Raw genomic sequence first — 19,968 nt, 5'->3', positions numbered from 1 at the left:
CAGGCCCTCTTCCGGAGGGCCTTCGATGACTGATCTGCTCACGTCCATTCAAGCCGCGCTTGGCTTGTCCCGCACGCCGATTCCGTTCACCGCGGAGGGCGCCCTGCCCTCCGCGTTTGCCGTCACTGACCTTGCCTGCGCAAGCATTGCCGCTGCCGGGCAGGCAGTCGCGGAACTGCTCCAGCAGCAAACCGGCGACTTGCCCGGTATTGAAGTCGATCGACGCCTCGCCTCGTTCTGGTTTGCCACTTCGCTACGGCCGATCGGCTGGGAAGTGCCGCCGCTGTGGGATCCGGTCGCCGGCGACTACGCAACGAAGGACGGCTGGATCCGCCTGCACACCAACGCCCCGCATCACCGCGCCGCCGCCGAAAGCGTGCTGGGTGCCTGCGCCGACCGCACGGCGATGGCGGCGAAAGTCGCGCAATGGGCCAGTGCCGATCTGGAGCAAGCGGTGGTCGATGCCAAGGGCTGCGCCGCCGAAATGCGCAGTTGGGCGCAGTGGCAGAAGCATCCGCAAGGGCTGGCGGTGAATGCCGAGCCGCTGGTGCATTTCAGTGATGGGAAAGACGAAAGCCATCAACCCTGGCAAGGCTCGGTGGCGCAGCCATTGGCCGGGCTCAAGGTGCTCGATCTGACTCGCGTACTGGCCGGCCCCACCGCCAGCCGCTTTCTCGCAGGGCTCGGCGCCAATGTCCTGCGCATCGACCCGCCGACCTGGAACGAGCCCGGCGTAGTGCCGGAAGTGACCCTCGGTAAACGCTGTGCGCGTCTGGATCTGCATGAGCCGGCAGATCGCGCGGTGTTTGAAAGCCTGCTCAAGGACGCTGACATTCTGCTGCACGGCTATCGCGCCGATGCGCTTGAGCATCTCGGTTTTGGCGCCGAACGTCGCCGGCAACTGGCGCCGGGGCTGATCGACGTCTGCCTCAATGCCTACGGCTGGAGCGGCCCGTGGCAGAACCGCCGGGGCTTCGACAGTCTGGTGCAGATGAGCAGCGGCATCGCAGAGGCCGGACAGCGCTGGAAGCAGGCTGACAAACCGACACCGCTGCCGGTGCAGGCACTGGATCATGCGACGGGGTATCTGATGGCGGCGAGTGCGATCCGGTTACTGGCTGAAAGGCTGCGCAGTGGTCGAGGTGGATCGGCGCGATTGTCGCTGGCGCGCACGGCGAAACTGTTGATTGAACATGGGCCGGGGACGGACGAAGCGCTGCGTCCGGAAGATGAGCAGGATCAGCGCTTGCGGGTGGAACAGACGCCGTGGGGCCCCGCGCATCGGCTTGAAGCCCCGCTGAAGATCAGCGGGACGCCTCTGCAGTGGGCTTTGCCGGCCACTGAGTTGGGATCGCATCAACCGCAGTGGCTCTGAGATTCGTGCATGGTTTGAGATCGCTGCCCTCACCCCAGCCCTCTCCCGGGGGGAGAGGGAGCCGACCGAGTTGTCTGGCGCCATGCATCGACCTGAGAGATCGAGTCGATTTTGGATTCGATGCAGAACGTTCAAGTCGGTGTACTTCTCAAATATCCCCCAATCGGCTCCCTCTCCCTCCGGGAGAGGGCTGGGGTGAGGGCAGCGATCTCAAGCCGTACACCAAAACCTCAGTCGAATCGGCTCAAAGACGCCCACAAAACCTGCGCCGCATACCCCCGAAACGGCCGCCAGGCCTCTGCCCGAACAGACAACTCCCGCGCCGTCATCCGTTCCCCTTCCAGCACCTCCAACGCCCGCAGCAACCCCACATCGCCGGTCGGAAACCCGTCCATGTCCCGCAACTGCCGCAGGGCAATGTACTGCGCCGTCCAGTCGCCAATCCCGTGCAGCGCCAGCAACCGCGCGGTCCCGGAGGCAAACAGCAACGGATCATCCAGCAACGCCTGCGCGACCCCGGACAAAGTGCGTCCGCGACTTTTCGGCATACCCAGCGTCGCCAGATCCGCGTTCGCCAAGACCGCTGCGTCGGGAAACACATGGGTCAGCCCCGACACCGAAGAACGCAACGGCTCGCCATACTGCGCCACCATTTTCCCCGCCAGCCGGATCGCCCCGACCACCGTAATCTGCTGCCCCAGCACTGCCCTAAACGCCAGCTCCAGTCCGTCCCACGCGCCCGGCACCCGCAACCCCGGGCGTTCGGCAATCAATGGCGCCAGCAGCGGATCCGCCGCCAGATGGCGCTGCATCGTCGGCAGATCCGCGTCCAGATCGAACAGCCGACGCAAGCGCGTGATGATCTCGGGCACCGCCGTCGCATCCGGAAAATCCAGCTCGACCTCCAGTGCATCGCCGTCACCGGGCCAGACCGAAACCGTGCCATGCACACCGTTCAAACCGATGCTGCGCGAATACACGCCATCGACCACGGTCTCCATCCCGACCACCGCCCGCGCCGCGAGAAACCCGAGCATCGCCGGCCAGTCGTAGGGCGCCAGGTATTCGAGCCGCAGCCTCACAACGACAGCACACCGCTGTACAACCCGTAGGCCGCAAGCCCGGCACCGGCGATGACACAGGTGAAAATCCCCTTCTCGATCGTGGTGAACAGCGGCTCGCCCTGCTCATGCTTGGCCTTGGCGAACAGAATCACCCCCGGCGCATACAACAGCGCTGACAGCAGCAAATATTTCACCCCGCCGGCGTACAGCAACCACACCGCGTAGCACAGGGCGATGCCGCCGATCAGCAGATCCTTGGTGCGTTCGGCCGAGGCATGTTCATAGGTTTCTCCCCGCCCGCTCAACAGCACCGCATAGGCCGCCGACCACAGGTACGGCACCAGAATCATCGACGACGCGAGGTAGATCAGACTGGTGTAGGTGCCGGCGGAAAACAGCGTGATCAGCAGGAAAATCTGGATCATCACGTTGGTCAGCCACAGCGCGTTGACCGGCACATGGTTGGCGTTTTCCTTTTTCAGGAACGCCGGCATGGTCTTGTCCTTGGCGGTGGCGAAGAGGATTTCGGCGCACAACAGCGCCCAGGACAACAACGCACCGAGCAATGAAATCGCCAGGCCGATGCTGATCGCCAGCGCGCCCCACGGCCCGACGATGTGTTCCAGCACCGCCGCCAGCGAAGGGTTCTGCAGGGTCGCCAGTTCCGGCTGGCTCATGATCCCCAGCGACAGCACGTTGACCAGCACCAGCAGCGCCAGCACGCCAATGAAACCGATCACCGTGGCCCGACCGACGTCCGCGCGTTTCTCGGCCCGCGCCGAATACACGCTGGCGCCTTCGATGCCGATGAACACGAACACCGTCACCAGCATCATGTTGCGCACCTGATCCATCACCCCGCCGAAGTTCGGGTTGCTGTGGCCCCAGATGTCACGGGTAAAGATATCGGCCTTGAACGCCACGGCAGCGATGACGATGAACATGATCAGCGGCACGATCTTGGCCACGGTCGTCAGCTGGTTGATGAACGCCGCCTCCTTGATCCCGCGCATCACCAGAAAATGCACGGCCCACAGCAACACCGAAGCGCAACCAATTGCGATCGGCGTGTTGCCCTGACCGAACACCGGAAAGAAGTAGCCGAGGGTGCTGAACAGCAACACGAAATACCCGACGTTGCCCAGCCAGGCGCTGATCCAGTAGCCCCACGCCGACGAGAACCCCATGTAGTCGCCAAACCCGGCCTTGGCGTAGGCGTAGACGCCGGAGTCCAGTTCCGGTTTGCGGTTGGCCAGGGTCTGGAACACGAACGCCAGGGTGAGCATGCCGATGGCCGTGATCCCCCAGCCGATCAGGATTGCCCCGGCGTCGGCGCGAGCCGCCATGTTCTGCGGCAAAGAGAAAATCCCCCCGCCAATCATCGACCCCACCACCAGGGCGATCAGCGCGCCAAGGCGCAGCTTTTGCGTCGGTTGCGACATTCAAATCTCCTTGAAAGATGGGTGAGGTTTTTATTTGTAACAACTATTAACTAAACGGATAAAACTGACTGACGTTTATCAGGTAATGCCGATAAACGTCCGGTTATATATAGCCGATGACGCTAACGCCTAGCACGTTAAGACAGTTTTGTGCGCTGATCCTAATAAATCAATTCTGTACTGAAAACAGATGTGAAAAATTTGCCAAAAGTGGAAAAGCAACTAGCGTGATAACTCGAAAGTAATAGGATCCATTCCCAACCACATCGACCAAAGGCCTCTGGGACGGGCCTTCCAGACAATAGCTTTATGCCTGCAGTGGTTTCATAAGTCATTCATTAACAATGGAATGTGAGCATGCACTGATCTAAGTCAGCTGTTTGAAAAGCCAACAGAACTACGCTGTGAACTCTTCTCTCCTGCAATGGAGTCATGCAATGTCTGAAGCTCCCGGAAAACTACGGCTAGGTGCACTGGTTGCCCTGGTAGTCGGATCAATGATCGGTGGCGGGATATTCTCTTTGCCACAAAACATGGCAGCCAGCGCCGACGTCGGTGCCGTGCTGATCGGTTGGGCCATCACCGCTGTCGGTATGCTCACTCTCGCTTTTGTCTTCCAGACCCTCGCCAATCGCAAACCTGACCTGGACGGCGGTGTCTACGCCTACGCCAAGGCCGGTTTCGGCGACTACATGGGTTTTTCTTCGGCCTGGGGCTACTGGATCAGTGCCTGGCTGGGCAACGTCGGTTACTTCGTTCTGCTGTTCAGCACCCTCGGTTACTTCTTTCCGATTTTCGGTGAAGGCAACACCGTTGCTGCGGTGATCGGTGCGTCGGTTTTGCTGTGGGCGGTGCACTTCCTGGTGCTGCGCGGGATCAAGGAAGCGGCGTTCATCAACCTGGTGACCACCGTCGCCAAGGTCGTGCCGTTGCTGCTGTTCGTCCTGATCGCGATCTTCGCCTTCAAACTGGACATCTTCACCGCCGACATCTGGGGCGTGAAAAACCCGGATCTGGGCAGCGTGATGAACCAGGTGCGCAACATGATGCTGGTCACCGTGTGGGTGTTCATCGGCATCGAGGGCGCGAGCATCTTCTCGGCCCGGGCGGAAAAACGTTCGGACGTCGGCAAGGCCACCGTGATCGGTTTCATCACCGTGCTGCTGTTCCTGGTGCTGGTGAACGTGCTGTCGCTGGGCATCATGACCCAGCCGGAACTGGCCAAACTGCAGAACCCGTCGATGGCCGCCGTGCTGGAGCACGTGGTCGGTCACTGGGGCGCGGTGCTGATCAGCGTCGGCCTGATCATCTCGCTGCTGGGGGCGCTGCTGTCGTGGGTGTTGCTGTGCGCGGAGATCATGTTCGCCGCCGCCAAGGACCACACCATGCCGGAGTTCCTGCGCAAGGAGAACGCCAACCACGTGCCGGTCAACGCCCTGTGGCTGACCAACGCGATGGTGCAGCTGTTCCTGATCATCACCCTGTTCTCGGCCAGCACTTACCTGTCGCTGATCTACCTCGCCACTTCGATGATTCTGGTGCCGTACCTGTGGTCGGCGGCCTACGCCCTGCTGCTGGCGGTGCGCGGTGAAAGCTACGAAGGCTTCGCGGCCGAACGCCGCAAGGACCTGATCATCGGCGCCATCGCCCTGATCTATGCGGTCTGGCTGCTCTACGCCGGTGGCGTGAAGTACCTGCTGCTGTCAGCCCTGCTCTATGCGCCCGGCGCGATCCTGTTCGCCAAGGCCAAGCTGGAACTCAAACAACCGGTTTTCACCAACGTCGAGAAGCTGATTTTCGCCGCGGTGGTCGTGGGTGCCCTGGTGGCAGCCTACGGTCTCTACGACGGCTTCCTGACTCTGTAACCCCTGACTGATTTGTTATCTGGAGGATCACTGAAATGACCACGGAAAAAGTTAAGTACGGCGTCCATTCCGAAGCCGGCAAACTGCGCAAAGTCATGGTTTGCTCCCCAGGTCTGGCCCATCAGCGGCTGACCCCGAACAACTGCGATGAACTGCTGTTCGACGACGTCATCTGGGTCAACCAGGCCAAGCGCGACCACTTCGACTTCGTGACCAAGATGCGCGAACGCGGGATCGAAGTGCTGGAAATGCACAACCTGCTGACCGACATCGTTTCCAACCCCGAAGCGCTGAAATGGATTCTGGACCGCAAGATCACCCCCGACACCGTCGGCGTCGGCCTGACCAACGAAGTGCGCAGCTGGCTCGAAGGCCTGGAGCCACGCAAGCTCGCCGAGTTCCTGATTGGCGGCGTGGCCGGTGAAGACCTGCCGGAAAGCGAAGGCTCCAGCGTGATCAAGATGTACCGCGATTACCTGGGCCACTCCAGCTTCCTGCTGCCACCGCTGCCCAACACCCAGTTCACCCGCGACACCACTTGCTGGATCTACGGCGGTGTGACGCTCAACCCGATGTACTGGCCGGCCCGTCGTCAGGAAACCCTGCTGACCACCGCCATCTACAAATTCCACCCCGAGTTCACCAACGCCGACTTCGAAGTCTGGTACGGCGACCCGGACAAGGATCACGGCCAGGCCACCCTTGAGGGCGGTGACGTCATGCCGATCGGCAATGGCGTGGTGTTGATCGGCATGGGCGAGCGCACTTCGCGTCAGGCCATCGGCCAACTGGCGCAATCGTTGTTCGCCAAAGGCGCCGTGGAAAAAGTCGTGGTCGCCGGCCTGCCGAAATCCCGCGCGGCGATGCACCTGGACACCGTGTTCAGCTTCTGCGACCGCGACCTGGTCACGGTCTTCCCGGAAGTGGTCAAGGAAATCGTGCCGTTCATCATCCGCCCCGACAGCAGCAAGCCTTATGGGCTGGACGTGCGCCGAGAGAACAAGTCGTTCATCCAGGTGGTGGCCGACGTATTGGGCCTCAAGGAACTGCGCGTCGTCGAAACCGGCGGCAACAGCTTCGCCGCCGAACGCGAGCAATGGGATGACGGCAACAACGTGGTGGCCGTGGAACCGGGCGTGGTCATCGGCTACGACCGCAACACCTACACCAACACCCTGCTGCGCAAGGCCGGGGTCGAGGTCATCACTATCAGCGCCGGCGAACTGGGCCGTGGCCGTGGCGGCGGCCACTGCATGACTTGCCCGATCGTCCGCGACCCAATCGACTACTAACTTTTTGACTTAAAACGACCCGGCGCTGTGAAAGCGTAGCGAGCGAAGGAAAGACAAGGCAAAAACAGGCGAGGAAGCGGAGTTTACTGGCTGTAAATGAGCATTCCGAGCCTGTTTTTAACGCAGTATTTCCGAGCGCAGTAGCTTTCACAGTGTCGGGCAAGGAGATCAATCATGGCTTTCAACATCCACAACCGTAACCTGCTCAGCCTGGAACACCACACCCCACGTGAGCTGCGTTACCTGCTCGACCTGTCCCGCGACCTCAAGCGCGCCAAGTACACCGGCACCGAGCAACAACACCTGAAGGGCAACAACATCGCCCTGATCTTCGAAAAAACCTCGACCCGCACCCGTTGCGCGTTCGAAGTCGCCGCGTATGACCAGGGCGCCAACGTCACCTACATCGACCCGAATTCCTCGCAGATCGGCCACAAGGAAAGCATGAAGGACACAGCCCGCGTGCTGGGTCGCATGTACGACGCCATCGAGTACCGTGGCTTCAAGCAGGAAATCGTCGAAGAGCTGGCCAAGTTCGCCGGCGTGCCGGTGTTCAACGGCCTGACCGATGAATATCACCCAACGCAAATGATCGCCGACGTGCTGACCATGCGTGAGCACGCCGACAAGCCGATCCATGAAATCAGCTACGCCTACCTGGGCGACGCCCGCAACAACATGGGCAACTCGCTGCTGCTGGTCGGCGCCAAACTGGGCATGGACGTGCGCATCTGCGCGCCGAAAGCCCTGTGGCCCCACGACGATCTGGTCGATCGCTGCAAGAAATACGCAGAGGAAAGCGGTGCCCGCATCACCCTGACTGACGACCCGAAAGCCGCCGTCAAAGGCGTGGACTTCATCCACACCGACGTCTGGGTATCGATGGGCGAACCGGTTGAAGCCTGGGCCGAGCGTATCCAGCAACTGCTGCCATATCAGGTCAACAAAGAGCTGATGAAAGCCACCGGCAACCCACGCACCAAGTTCATGCATTGCCTGCCGGCGTTCCACAACAGCGATACCAAGGTCGGCAAACAGATCGCCGAGCAGTATCCGCACCTGGCCAACGGCATCGAAGTGACCGACGACGTGTTCGAGTCGCCTGCCTGCATCGCCTTCGAGCAAGCGGAAAACCGCATGCACACCATCAAGGCGATTCTGGTGTCGACCCTGGCTGATCTGTAAGCGTTGACCTTTGACCTGCGGGCGCCGCCGAAGGCTGCACCCGCAGGCTCACCGAATTCTGAAAGGACTGCATTATGCGTATCGTCGTAGCTCTGGGCGGTAACGCCCTGCTCCGCCGTGGTGAGCCGATGACCGCTGACAACCAGCGCGCCAACATCCGCATCGCCACCGAGCAAATCGCCAAGATTCATCCCGGCAACCAACTGGTCATCGCCCACGGCAATGGCCCGCAAGTCGGCCTGCTGTCGTTGCAGGCAGCCGCCTACACCTCCGTCACCCCTTACCCGCTGGACGTGCTCGGTGCCGAAACCGAAGGCATGATCGGCTACATCATCGAACAGGAACTGGGCAACCTGCTGGACTTCGAAGTCCCGTTCGCCACCCTGCTCACCCAGGTCGAAGTCGACGCCAACGACCCGGCCTTCAAGAACCCGACCAAACCGATCGGCCCGGTCTACGACAAGGCTGAAGCAGAAAAACTCGCCGCCGAAAAAGGCTGGGCGATTGCCCCGGACGGCGACAAGTTCCGTCGTGTGGTGGCCAGCCCGCGGCCGAAACGCATCTTCGAAATCCGCCCGATCAAGTGGCTGCTGGACAAGGGCAGCATCGTGATCTGCGCCGGCGGCGGCGGCATCCCGACCATGTATGACGAGAAGCGCAACCTCAAAGGTATTGAGGCGGTGATCGACAAAGACCTGTGCTCGTCGCTGCTCGCCGAACAACTGGAAGCCGACTTGCTGGTGATCGCCACCGACGTCAACGCGGCGTACATCGACTTCAAAAAACCGACCGAGAAAGCCATCGCCCAGGCTCACCCGGACGAACTCGAACGCCTGGGCTTCGCTGCCGGCTCCATGGGGCCGAAGGTGCAGGCAGCCTGTGAATTTGCGCGCCATACTGGCAAGGTTGCGGTGATCGGTTCGCTGGCGGACATCGAAGCCATCGTCCAGGGCACCGCCGGTACGCGGGTCAGCACCGCCGCGCCAGGCATCACCTACCGATAACCAGAAATACCGGGGGCAGACCCAGGGTCTGCCCTTCTCCCATGCCTTGAAAGGAGAGAACACCATGGCCCAGTTCGAACCCGGTCACTTGCACATCGAACGGCACGCGTTGACCCAGGATGACGTCAACTACAACATCCGCCTCGAATACGAGGTGTCGCAGGATCCGCAAAAAGGCAAAGGGATACAGTTCCGGCTGGTTGGAACCATCCAGGGCAAAGAGGTCAACGAACCGTTCTTCCTGCCCAAGGAAGAGGCCTACAACTTCGCTCGCAACGTGACGCAGATTGCCGAAAAGTACGGCATCCCCAAGAGCCACAGCCAGATCGGCTCGGTTCACAAGCATTACGATTTGATGTTTGAAGACATCCGTGTGCAGTTGAATATGAAATCCGGGGATCCGGTCAATCCCGAGCATTTCGAGTAACCCCGCACACCACAGATCCATTGTGGGAGCGAACTCGCTCCCACAGGAGATGCATACCTGCCGCAAGTTCACGTCGGATTTCACCTGAAGCCCCGCCCCAAGGCATACTTGCCCCCCTCCGTACTCCAGAACACTGAACCACCCCATGCGTATCCACGTCAGCTTCATCGACCGCGTCGGCATCACCCAGGAAGTCCTGGCGATACTCGGTGGGCGCAACCTCAATCTGGATGCGGTGGAAATGGTCCCGCCGAACGTCTACATCGACGCCCCGACCCTCAGCCCGCAAGTGCTCGAAGAACTCAAGGATGCGTTGTTCCGGGTGCGCGGCGTGGAGGCCGTGGTGGTGGTCGACATCCTCCCCGGTCAGCGTCGGCACTTGCAGCTCGACGCGTTGCTCGCGGCGATGACCGACCCGGTGCTGGCGCTGGACAGCGCCGGCAAAGTGCTGCTGGCCAACCCGGCGCTGATCGCCTTGTACGGTCGCGAGCCGGCCGGTGAAAGCGTCTCGGAACTGTTCAACGATCCCGGCCTGCTCGAAACCTTGCTGGAACAAGGCTTCCGCTTGCCACTGCGGGAAATCACCGTCAACGGCCAGACCCTGTTGCTGGACGCCACGCCGATCACCGACGCCGGCGCCCTGCTGACCCTGTATCAACCGAACCGCATCGGCGAACAACTCTCGGCGCTGCACCATGACCATGCCGAAGGTTTCGATGCGCTGCTCGGCGAATCCCCGGCGATCCGCACGCTCAAGGCCCGCGCGCAACGGGTGGCAGCCCTCGATGCGCCACTGCTGATTCAGGGCGAAACCGGCACCGGCAAGGAATTGGTAGCCCGCGCCTGCCACGCCATCAGCACCCGCCATAGCGCGCCATTTCTGGCGCTGAACTGCGCGGCCCTGCCGGAGAACCTCGCCGAGAGCGAACTGTTCGGCTACGCCCCCGGCGCCTTCACCGGCGCACAACGGGGCGGCAAACCGGGGCTGATGGAACTGGCCAACCAGGGCACGGTGTTTCTCGACGAGATCGGCGAAATGTCGCCGTACTTGCAGGCCAAGCTGCTGCGCTTTCTCAACGATGGCAGCTTCCGCCGGGTGGGCGGTGATCGCGAAGTGAAGGTCAACGTGCGCATCCTCAGCGCGACCCACCGCGACCTGGAAAAAATGGTCAGCGAAGGCCTGTTCCGCGAAGACCTGTTCTATCGCCTCAACGTGCTCAACGTCGAAGTGCCGCCGTTGCGCGAACGCGGTCAGGACATTCTGCTGTTGGCGCGTTACTTCATGCAGCAGGCCTGCGCGCAGATCCAGCGCCCGGTCTGCCGCCTCGCCCCGGGAACTTACCCGGCACTGCTCGGCAACCGCTGGCCGGGCAACGTGCGGCAATTGCAGAACGTGATCTTCCGCGCCGCCGCCATCTGCGAAAGCAGTCTGGTGGACATCGGCGACCTCGACATCGCCGGCACCTCGGTGGCACGCCAGACCGATACCGACGTCGACAGCCTGGAAGAAGCCGTGGAGGCGTTCGAGAAATCGCTGCTGGAAAAACTCTACGTCAGCTACCCCTCGACCCGCCAACTGGCCAGCCGCCTGCAGACCTCACACACGGCGATTGCCCATCGGCTGCGCAAATACGGGATTCCGGGAAAAGCCTGAATCCCGCCAAAAGCGACCTCCATCTGTACTGAAAGCGCTACAGCGGAACGATATCGCTACACCCTCCTTCGGCCACCGCCGTGCAAGGCTTTGATCCGCTTCAGCTTTTTTCTTCGCTCCAAGCTGTAGCGATTTCGCTACAGCGTGCTCGATCACAACCGCCAACAAATCAATCAACTAATTGATTTATAACGATATTTTTACGTTGGCCGCGTTCTTGCTAAGTAACCGCTCATAAAATCAGGGCATTGCCGCCCGAGTATTCCACCGCGTCCACCAGACGAGTCTGGCCCTTAGGAGATTCCATGAGCGAGTTGCGTTTTACTGAAGATCACGAATGGCTGCGCGCCGAAGCCGATGGCTCTGTCACCGTTGGCATCACCGCTTTCGCGCAGAACGCTTTGGGCGACGTGGTGTTCGTGCAACTGCCTGAACTGCAGGCGTACGAGAAAGGCGCCGAAGCCGCCACCGTGGAATCGGTAAAAGCCGCCAGCGGCGTTTACATGCCACTGGACGGTGAAGTCCTGGCCACCAACCCGGCCCTGGAAGACAGCCCTGAGCTGGTCAACGAAGATCCGCTGGGCGAAGGCTGGTTCTTCCGCTTCAAGCCAGCCGACGCTTCGGCCGTCGCCAAGTTGCTGGATCAGGACGCCTACGACCGTCTGATCAAAGCCCAAGCCGAAGCCTGAGGAACCTGACATGACCCAAGTAAATCTCGGCACCGCCAATGAATTCATCGCCCGTCACATCGGCCCGCGCGCCGGTGACGAGCAGGCCATGCTCAACAGCCTCGGCTTCGACTCGCTGGAAGCCCTGAGCGCCAGCGTCATCCCGGAAAGCATCAAGGGCACCAGCGTGCTCGGCCTCGATGACGGCCTGAGCGAAGCCGATGCCCTGGCGATGATCAAAGGCATCGCCGGCAAGAACCAACTGTTCAAGACCTACATCGGCCAGGGCTACTACAACTGCCACACACCGTCGCCGATCCTGCGCAACCTGCTGGAAAACCCGGCCTGGTACACCGCTTACACCCCGTACCAGCCAGAAATTTCCCAGGGCCGTCTCGAAGCGCTGCTGAACTTCCAGACCCTGATCAGCGACCTCACCGGCCTGCCGATCGCCAACGCCTCGCTGCTCGATGAAGCCACCGCCGCTGCCGAAGCCATGACCTTCTGCAAACGCCTGAGCAAGAACAAGGGCAGCCATCAGTTCTTCGCCTCGATCCACAGCCACCCGCAAACCCTCGACGTACTGCGCACCCGTGCCGAGCCTCTGGGCATTGAAGTGGTGGTCGGCGACGAGCGTGAACTGACCGACGTGACGCCGTTCTTCGGCGCACTGCTGCAATACCCGGCGAGCAACGGTGATGTGTTCGACTACCGCGAACTGACCGAACGCTTCCACGCCGCCAACGCACTGGTCGCCGTGGCCGCTGACCTGCTGGCCCTGACCCTGCTGACCCCGCCGGGCGAGTTCGGCGCCGACGTGGCCATCGGCAGCGCCCAACGTTTCGGCGTACCGCTGGGCTTCGGTGGCCCGCACGCGGCTTACTTCTCCACCAAAGATGCGTTCAAGCGCGACATGCCGGGCCGTCTGGTCGGTGTGTCGGTTGACCGCTTCGGCAAACCGGCCCTGCGTCTGGCGATGCAGACCCGCGAGCAACACATCCGCCGCGAGAAAGCCACGTCGAACATCTGCACCGCGCAAGTGCTGCTGGCCAACATCGCCAGCATGTACGCCGTGTACCACGGCCCGAAAGGCCTGACCCAGATCGCCAACCGCGTGCATCACCTGACCGCGATCCTGGCCAAGGGCCTGAGCGCACTGGGCGTGACCGTCGAGCAAAGCAGCTTCTTCGACACCCTGACCCTGGCCACCGGCGCGCAAACTGCCGCGCTGCACGACAAGGCTCGTGCCCAACAGATCAACCTGCGGGTGATCGACGCCCAGCGTCTGGGCCTGTCGGTCGACGAAACCACCACCCAGGCCGACATCGAAACCCTGTGGGGCCTGTTCGCCGACGGCAAGACCCTGCCGGATTTCGCTGCTCTCGCCGCTTCGGCTGCAAGCACTATTCCAGCCGCACTGGTTCGCCAGTCGCCGATCCTCAGCCACCCGGTGTTCAACCGTTATCACTCGGAAACCGAGCTGATGCGCTACCTGCGCAAACTGGCGGACAAGGACCTGGCACTGGATCGCACCATGATCCCGCTGGGCTCATGCACCATGAAACTCAACGCCGCCAGCGAAATGATCCCGGTGACCTGGGCCGAATTCGGCGCCCTGCACCCGTTCGCCCCGGCCGAGCAAAGCGCCGGTTACCAGCAACTGACTGACGAACTGGAAGCGATGCTCTGCGCCGCCACCGGTTACGACTCGATCTCCCTGCAACCGAACGCCGGTTCCCAGGGTGAATACGCCGGTCTGCTGGCAATCCGTGCCTATCACCAGAGCCGTGGCGAAGACCGTCGCGACATCTGCCTGATCCCGTCGTCCGCCCACGGCACCAACCCGGCGACCGCCAACATGGCCGGCATGCGCGTGGTCGTGACCGCCTGCGACGCCCGTGGCAACGTGGACATCGAAGACCTGCGCGCCAAGGCCATCGAGCACCGCGAACACCTCGCGGCGCTGATGATCACTTACCCGTCGACCCACGGCGTGTTCGAAGAAGGCATCCGCGAAATCTGCGGCATCATTCATGACAACGGCGGCCAGGTGTACATCGACGGCGCCAACATGAACGCGATGGTCGGCCTCTGCGCACCGGGCAAATTCGGCGGCGACGTCTCGCACCTGAACCTGCACAAGACCTTCTGCATCCCCCACGGCGGTGGCGGCCCGGGCGTCGGCCCTATCGGCGTGAAATCGCACCTGACCCCGTTCCTGCCGGGCCATGGCCACATGGAACGCAAGGAAGGCGCGGTCTGCGCAGCACCGTTCGGCAGCGCGAGCATTCTGCCGATCACCTGGATGTACATTCGTATGATGGGTGGCGCAGGTCTGAAGCGCGCTTCGCAACTGGCGATCCTCAATGCCAACTACATTTCCCGTCGCCTGGAAGAGCACTATCCAGTGCTGTACACCGGCAGCAACGGTCTGGTGGCGCACGAGTGCATCCTCGACCTGCGTCCGCTGAAAGACAGCAGCGGCATCAGCGTCGATGACGTGGCCAAGCGTCTGATCGACTTCGGCTTCCACGCCCCGACCATGTCGTTCCCGGTGGCCGGCACGCTGATGATCGAGCCGACCGAAAGTGAATCCAAGGAAGAGCTGGACCGCTTCTGCGACGCCATGATCCGCATCCGCGAAGAAATCCGCGCAGTGGAAAACGGCACGCTGGACAAGGACGACAACCCGCTGAAGAACGCACCGCACACCGCTGCAGAGCTGGTTGGCGAGTGGACTCACCCGTACAGCCGCGAGCAAGCGGTGTACCCGGTGGCGTCATTGATCGAAGGCAAGTACTGGCCGCCGGTCGGTCGCGTCGACAACGTGTTCGGCGACCGCAACCTGGTCTGCGCCTGCCCGTCGATCGAAAGCTACGCTTGACCTGTGAGGGGGCGGGTTCGCCCGCCCCTTTCATGCGTGCCTGATGTGCCTATAACAAGAAACCGGAGAACAACCATGTCGTTAAGCGTGTTCGACCTGTTCAAGATTGGCATCGGCCCCTCCAGCTCCCACACCGTCGGCCCGATGCGCGCAGCCGCGCGCTTCGTCGAAGGCCTGCGCCGGGAAAACCTGTTGTCGGCCACCACCAGCGTCAGGGTCGAGTTGTACGGATCCCTCGGCGCCACCGGCAAGGGTCACGGCAGCGACAAGGCTGTGTTGCTGGGCCTGGAAGGTGAACACCCGGATACCGTGGATACCGAAACCGTCGCCGCACGTCTCGCACAGATTCGCGGCAGCGGGCGTTTGAACCTGCTCGGTGAACACAGCATCGCGTTCAACGAAAAAGAACATCTGGCAATGATCCGCAAGCCGTTGGCCTATCACCCCAACGGCATGATCTTCCGTGCCTTCGATGCGGCGGGATTGCAGATCCGCAGCCGCGAGTACTACTCGGTCGGCGGTGGTTTTGTGGTCGACGAAGATGCGGCCGGAGCCGACCGTATCGTCGAAGACGCCACACCGCTGACCTTCCCGTTCAAAAGTGCCAAGGACTTGCTCGGTCACTGCGCCACCTACGGTCTGTCGATCAGTCAGGTGATGCTGACCAACGAAAGCGCCTGGCGCCCGGAAGCGGAAACCCGCGCCGGCCTGCTGAAAATCTGGCAAGTGATGCAGGACTGCGTGGCCGCCGGCTGTCGCAACGAAGGCATTCTGCCGGGTGGCCTGAAGGTCAAGCGGCGGGCGGCGGCGTTGCACCGGCAACTGTGCAAGAACCCGGAATCGTCGCTGCGCGACCCGTTGTCGGTGCTGGACTGGGTCAACCTCTACGCCCTCGCCGTCAACGAAGAAAACGCCAATGGCGGGCGCGTGGTTACGGCGCCGACCAACGGCGCGGCAGGGATTATTCCCGCCGTATTGCATTACTACATGCGCTTCATTCCCGGCGCCAACGATGACGGCGTGGTGCGTTTCCTGCTGACCGCGGCGGCCATCGGCATTCTGTACAAGGAGAACGCCTCGATTTCCGGCGCCGAAGTCGGCTGTCAGGGCGAGGTCGGCGTGGCCTGCTCGATGGCGGCCGGCGCGTTGTGCGAAGTCCTCGGCGGCAGCGTGCAGCAAGTGGAAAACGCCGCTGAAATCGGCATGGAACACAACCTCGGCCTGACCTGCGACCCGATTGGCGGGCTGGTGCAGGTGCCGTGTATCGAGCGCAACGCCATGGGCTCGGTCAAGGCGATCAACGCCGTGCGCATGGCCATGCGCGGAGACGGGCAGCACTTCGTCTCCCTCGACAAGGTCATCCGCACCATGCGCCAGACCGGCGCCGACATGAAAAGCAAATACAAGGAGACCGCCCGCGGCGGTCTGGCGGTCAACATTATCGAGTGTTAATTAGCCCCCTCTCCCTCCGGGAGAGGGTTGGTGTGAATCAAGGAGTCCCGCATGTCCACCGAACAACTGTCGAAAACCCCGCTGCACGCTCTGCACATCGAACTCGGCGCCCGCATGGTGCCGTTCGCCGGCTACGACATGCCGGTGCAATACCCGCTGGGCGTGATGAAAGAACACCAGCACACCCGTGAGCAGGCCGGGCTGTTCGATGTCTCGCACATGGGTCAGATCCGCCTGACCGGCGCCAATGCCACCAAAGCCCTGGAAACCCTGGTGCCGGTGGACATCATCGACCTGCCGGTGGGCATGCAGCGCTATGCGATGTTCACCAACGAAACCGGTGGCATCCTTGATGACCTGATGGTCGCCAACCTGGGCAACGACGAACTGTTCCTGGTGGTCAACGCCGCGTGCAAGGACCAGGACCTGGCCCATCTGCAGAAGCACATCGGCGATCAATGCAAGATCGAGCCATTGTTCGAAGAACGCGCCCTGCTCGCCCTGCAAGGCCCGGCCGCCGTGACCGTGCTGGCGCGCCTGGCACCGGAAGTGGCGAAGATGACCTTCATGCAGTTCGCCCGCGTGAAACTGCTGGGCGTCGATTGCTTCGTCAGCCGTTCGGGCTACACCGGTGAAGACGGTTTCGAAATCTCCGTACCGGCAGCCGAAGCGGAAAAACTCGCCCGCGCCCTGCTCGCCGAACCGGAAGTGGCCGCCATCGGCCTCGGTGCCCGTGACTCGCTGCGTCTGGAAGCCGGCCTGTGCCTGTACGGCCACGACATGAACACCGACACCACGCCGATCGAAGCGAGCCTGCTGTGGGCCATCTCCAAGCCACGCCGCGCTGATGGCGCACGTGCCGGTGGTTTCCCGGGTGCAGAACAGGTTTTCAGCCAGCAACAGAACGGTGTCGCGCGCAAACGCGTCGGCCTGTTGCCGCAGGAGCGCACGCCGGTCCGTGAAGGGGCAGAAATCGTCAACGAAGCCGGCGAGATCATCGGCAGCGTGTGCAGCGGCGGTTTCGGTCCGACTCTGGGTGGGCCATTGGCGATGGGTTACCTCGACAGCGCCTATGTCGCACTCGACACGCCAGTCTGGGCCATCGTTCGTGGGAAAAAGGTGCAAATGCTTGTAAGCAAAATGCCATTCGTTCCACAACGCTACTATCGTGGTTGATTGACTGTTTCTATAAGTAACGCGATTGCGTTATGCGTGCACTAATGTGTAACGCAATCGCCATAAAACAGTGCACTTTCTTTACATTCGATTCGAATATGAACTTGGCTTATAACGTTCGAAAACAATTGAACAAGCTAATCGTATAAGCCCGACTAATGGACTGACTAACTGCCAGCAAGCACAGGAAAACCGGGGCCCTCACGGGGCTTGTTTTTCCTCCTGTAGTTGGCGTAGAGTTTGTCCACTGTGTTTGCATGGGTCAGCTTGGAATCGTGACCTGGGCAGTAGCCTACAAGTTAGCTACATCCCGTTCGACGTCTTCTTACTCTCCTGCAACCAGCCCCAGTACTCTTTCATGAGGAAGAGACTGTCATCAATTTTTGCGTCAAAGGAAATAAGAAATGTCCCAACGTCAGAGCGGTACCGTCAAGTGGTTTAACGACGAGAAAGGTTTTGGTTTTATCACTCCAGAAAGCGGTCCGGATCTGTTCGTGCATTTCCGCGCTATTCAGGGCAACGGCTTCAAGAGCCTGAAAGAAGGCCAGAAAGTGACTTTCGTGGCTGTGCAGGGCCAGAAAGGCATGCAGGCTGACGAAGTACAAGCCGAAGGCTGATCTTCTGTTACGAAAAAGCCCCTGATATTGATATCAGGGGCTTTTTTGTGCGCGCGAATCCGTAAAATGGCGCTTCACTTTCCGTCCAGAGGCTGCCATGTCGAAACACCTGCTCATCCCCCAGGGCGATTTTCCCGCCGTTGGCCTGGGTCGTCGTCTGGCAGCGATGTTCTATGACTTCTTGCTGTGTACCGCCCTGCTGATCGTCACCGGCGGAATCTACAAGATGATCCAGGCCGCGATCATCGGTGAGGAGCGCCTGCGGGTACTGACCGACGCCGGCAAGCTGGACGGCGACCCGCTCTACTCCACCGTGTTGCTGCTGGTGCTGTTTGGCTTCTTCGCCAAGTTCTGGACTCACGCTGGCCAGACACTGGGCATGCAGGTGTGGGGCATCCGCGTACAGAATGCCGATGGCACCGCGATCAGCCTGTGGCAGGCGCTGCTGCGGTTCATGGTATCGATTGCGTCGTGGCTGTGCCTGGGCGTGGGATTCTTCTGGTCGCTGTTCGACAAACGCAAGCGTGCCTGGCATGACATCTATTCGGACACGCAACTGGTGCGGATCCCGAAGAAAGCCAAATAATCCTGCAGATGCAAAAACGCCCCGATCAAATCGGGGCGTTTTGGTTTGTGGCTCAAGGTCAGGCGTTGCCGGCCAGCTTCAACCGCGCAGCCTGAGTGAAATCGAGCATGCGCTTGAGTGGGCGAATCGCCTGGGGAATCAGCGCCGGGTCGACGAAGATCTCGTTCGAGCCCTCCTTCAGGCACTTCAGCGTGCGCTCAAGGGTGTTCATGGCCATCCACGGGCAATGTGCGCAACTGCGGCATGCCGCGCCGTTACCGGCCGTTGGCGCCTCGATGAAGACCTTGTCCGGGCACAGCTGCTGCATCTTGTAGAAGATGCCGCGGTCGGTAGCGACGATCAGGGTCTTGTTCGGCAGCGTTTGTGCGGCAGCGATCAACTGGCTGGTGGAACCGACGGCGTCCGCCAGTTCGATCACCGACGTCGGCGACTCCGGGTGCACCAGAATGGCCGCGTCCGGGTACAACGCTTTCATGTCTTCCAGCTGCTTGGATTTGAACTCTTCATGGACGATGCACGCACCGTCCCAGAGCAGCATGTCGGCGCCGGTCTGACGCTGAATGTAGGTGCCCAGGTGCTTGTCCGGGCCCCAGATGATGGTCTCGCCGTTGTCCATCAGGCTTTCGACGATCTCCAGCGCGCAGCTCGATGTCACCACCCAGTCGGCCCTGGCTTTGACCGCCGCCGACGTGTTGGCATACACCACGACCGTGCGCTCGGGATGCTGATCGCAGAACGCCGAGAACTCATCCACCGGGCAACCCAGGTCCAGCGAGCAGGTCGCCTCCAGGGTGGGCATCAGTACACGTTTTTCCGGGTTGAGAATCTTCGCGGTTTCGCCCATGAACTTCACGCCGGCGACCACCACGGTCTTGGCCGGGTGGGCGTTGCCGAAGCGGGCCATTTCCAGCGAGTCGGAAACGCAACCGCCGGTTTCTTCGGCGAGGGCCTGGATGATCGGATCGCAATAAAAGTGGGCAACCAGCACCGCGTCCTGAGCCTTGAGCTCGGCGGCGATGGCGGAACGGTAATAAGCCTCTTCCTCGGCCGTCAGCGGCTTCGGCTGCTTGGCATCGAGGTGGGCTTGTACCAGAAGGCGTTCGGAAATCTGCGTCATGTTCGCAAGACCTGCAGGCGCATTCGCGCGAAAGTCGAGTATACACCCGGCTCCGGACCGCTTGAGGGTACCGCCGGGAGAGTGAGTTTTATCAGGCACGGACAGCGTTGAAGCTGCGCAAGGCTACAGAATATCCCGGTGATGCAAAAGATGATTCTGA

16 protein-coding genes are annotated in these 19,968 nt (G+C 61.4%); 13 read left to right on the top strand and 3 right to left on the bottom strand.

Features of this window, described 5'->3' with window-relative positions:
• Positions 1-25 precede the first annotated feature (25 nt).
• Positions 26-1,375, top strand: a complete 1,350-nt coding sequence (locus AC07N4_RS22935) for a CoA transferase (protein ID WP_493065999.1) — start codon at positions 26-28, stop codon at positions 1,373-1,375.
• A 230-nt stretch (positions 1,376-1,605) separates the two neighbouring features.
• Here the strand turns inward: AC07N4_RS22935 and AC07N4_RS22930 are convergent, their stop codons facing one another.
• Together AC07N4_RS22930 and arcD (AC07N4_RS22925) are read right to left on the bottom strand one after the other, a co-directional pair.
• Positions 1,606-2,457 carry a DNA-3-methyladenine glycosylase family protein gene (locus AC07N4_RS22930; protein WP_493066000.1) on the bottom strand — a complete coding sequence of 284 codons (852 nt, stop codon included), beginning with the start codon at positions 2,455-2,457 and terminating at the stop codon, positions 1,606-1,608.
• On the bottom strand, positions 2,454-3,881 hold the full coding sequence (gene arcD / locus AC07N4_RS22925; RefSeq protein ID WP_102621281.1) for an arginine-ornithine antiporter: 1,428 nt from the start codon (positions 3,879-3,881) through the stop codon (positions 2,454-2,456). Before arcD (AC07N4_RS22925) ends, AC07N4_RS22930 begins: the two co-directional genes overlap by 4 nt.
• Before the next feature lie 437 nt (positions 3,882-4,318).
• On the opposite strand from arcD (AC07N4_RS22925), the gene arcD (AC07N4_RS22920) reads away from it, so the two are divergent.
• From arcD (AC07N4_RS22920) to AC07N4_RS22865, 12 genes are all read left to right on the top strand, one after another.
• The gene (gene arcD, locus AC07N4_RS22920) at positions 4,319-5,746 is read left to right on the top strand and encodes an arginine-ornithine antiporter (protein WP_064383741.1); all 1,428 of its coding nucleotides are present in this window, start codon (positions 4,319-4,321) and stop codon (positions 5,744-5,746) included.
• Positions 5,747-5,781: 35 nt separating this feature from the next.
• The gene (arcA, locus tag AC07N4_RS22915; RefSeq protein WP_096818274.1) at positions 5,782-7,038 is read left to right on the top strand and encodes an arginine deiminase; all 1,257 of its coding nucleotides are present in this window, start codon (positions 5,782-5,784) and stop codon (positions 7,036-7,038) included.
• 174 nt (positions 7,039-7,212) lie between these two features.
• On the top strand, positions 7,213-8,223 hold the full coding sequence (locus tag AC07N4_RS22910; RefSeq protein ID WP_096818276.1) for an ornithine carbamoyltransferase: 1,011 nt from the start codon (positions 7,213-7,215) through the stop codon (positions 8,221-8,223).
• Positions 8,224-8,297: 74 nt separating this feature from the next.
• Positions 8,298-9,227, top strand: a complete 930-nt coding sequence (gene arcC / locus AC07N4_RS22905; protein WP_192558828.1) for a carbamate kinase — start codon at positions 8,298-8,300, stop codon at positions 9,225-9,227.
• 64 nt (positions 9,228-9,291) lie between these two features.
• Complete coding sequence (locus tag AC07N4_RS22900; protein ID WP_096818279.1) at positions 9,292-9,654, top strand: DUF5064 family protein; 363 nt, start codon at positions 9,292-9,294, stop codon at positions 9,652-9,654.
• A 145-nt stretch (positions 9,655-9,799) separates the two neighbouring features.
• Positions 9,800-11,308, top strand: a complete 1,509-nt coding sequence (gcsR, locus tag AC07N4_RS22895; protein ID WP_085730273.1) for a transcriptional regulator GcsR — start codon at positions 9,800-9,802, stop codon at positions 11,306-11,308.
• 305 nt (positions 11,309-11,613) lie between these two features.
• Entirely contained in the window at positions 11,614-11,997 is a 384-nt protein-coding gene (gene gcvH, locus AC07N4_RS22890; RefSeq protein ID WP_007951190.1) for a glycine cleavage system protein GcvH, read from the top strand.
• Between the two features lie 10 nt (positions 11,998-12,007).
• Entirely contained in the window at positions 12,008-14,860 is a 2,853-nt protein-coding gene (gcvP, locus tag AC07N4_RS22885; protein WP_493066001.1) for an aminomethyl-transferring glycine dehydrogenase, read from the top strand.
• A gap of 75 nt (positions 14,861-14,935) precedes the next feature.
• Complete coding sequence (locus AC07N4_RS22880; protein WP_493066002.1) at positions 14,936-16,312, top strand: L-serine ammonia-lyase; 1,377 nt, start codon at positions 14,936-14,938, stop codon at positions 16,310-16,312.
• Positions 16,313-16,363: 51 nt separating this feature from the next.
• Complete coding sequence (gene gcvT / locus AC07N4_RS22875; RefSeq protein WP_493066003.1) at positions 16,364-17,488, top strand: glycine cleavage system aminomethyltransferase GcvT; 1,125 nt, start codon at positions 16,364-16,366, stop codon at positions 17,486-17,488.
• A gap of 404 nt (positions 17,489-17,892) precedes the next feature.
• The gene (locus AC07N4_RS22870; RefSeq protein ID WP_007934683.1) at positions 17,893-18,105 is read left to right on the top strand and encodes a cold-shock protein; all 213 of its coding nucleotides are present in this window, start codon (positions 17,893-17,895) and stop codon (positions 18,103-18,105) included.
• Between the two features lie 97 nt (positions 18,106-18,202).
• Positions 18,203-18,691, top strand: a complete 489-nt coding sequence (locus tag AC07N4_RS22865) for an RDD family protein (RefSeq protein WP_102621276.1) — start codon at positions 18,203-18,205, stop codon at positions 18,689-18,691.
• A gap of 58 nt (positions 18,692-18,749) precedes the next feature.
• On the opposite strand, the gene nadA is transcribed toward AC07N4_RS22865, so the two are convergent.
• Positions 18,750-19,808: a quinolinate synthase NadA gene (nadA, locus tag AC07N4_RS22860; protein WP_096818286.1), complete on the bottom strand. Its 1,059-nt coding sequence runs from the start codon at positions 19,806-19,808 to the stop codon at positions 18,750-18,752.
• Positions 19,809-19,968 lie beyond the last annotated feature (160 nt).

This window comes from Pseudomonas sp. GW821-FHT09E04, assembly GCF_059416185.1.
Note: the sequence above shows the minus strand (reverse complement) of the source record. Positions and strands in the feature narration are given on the sequence as shown.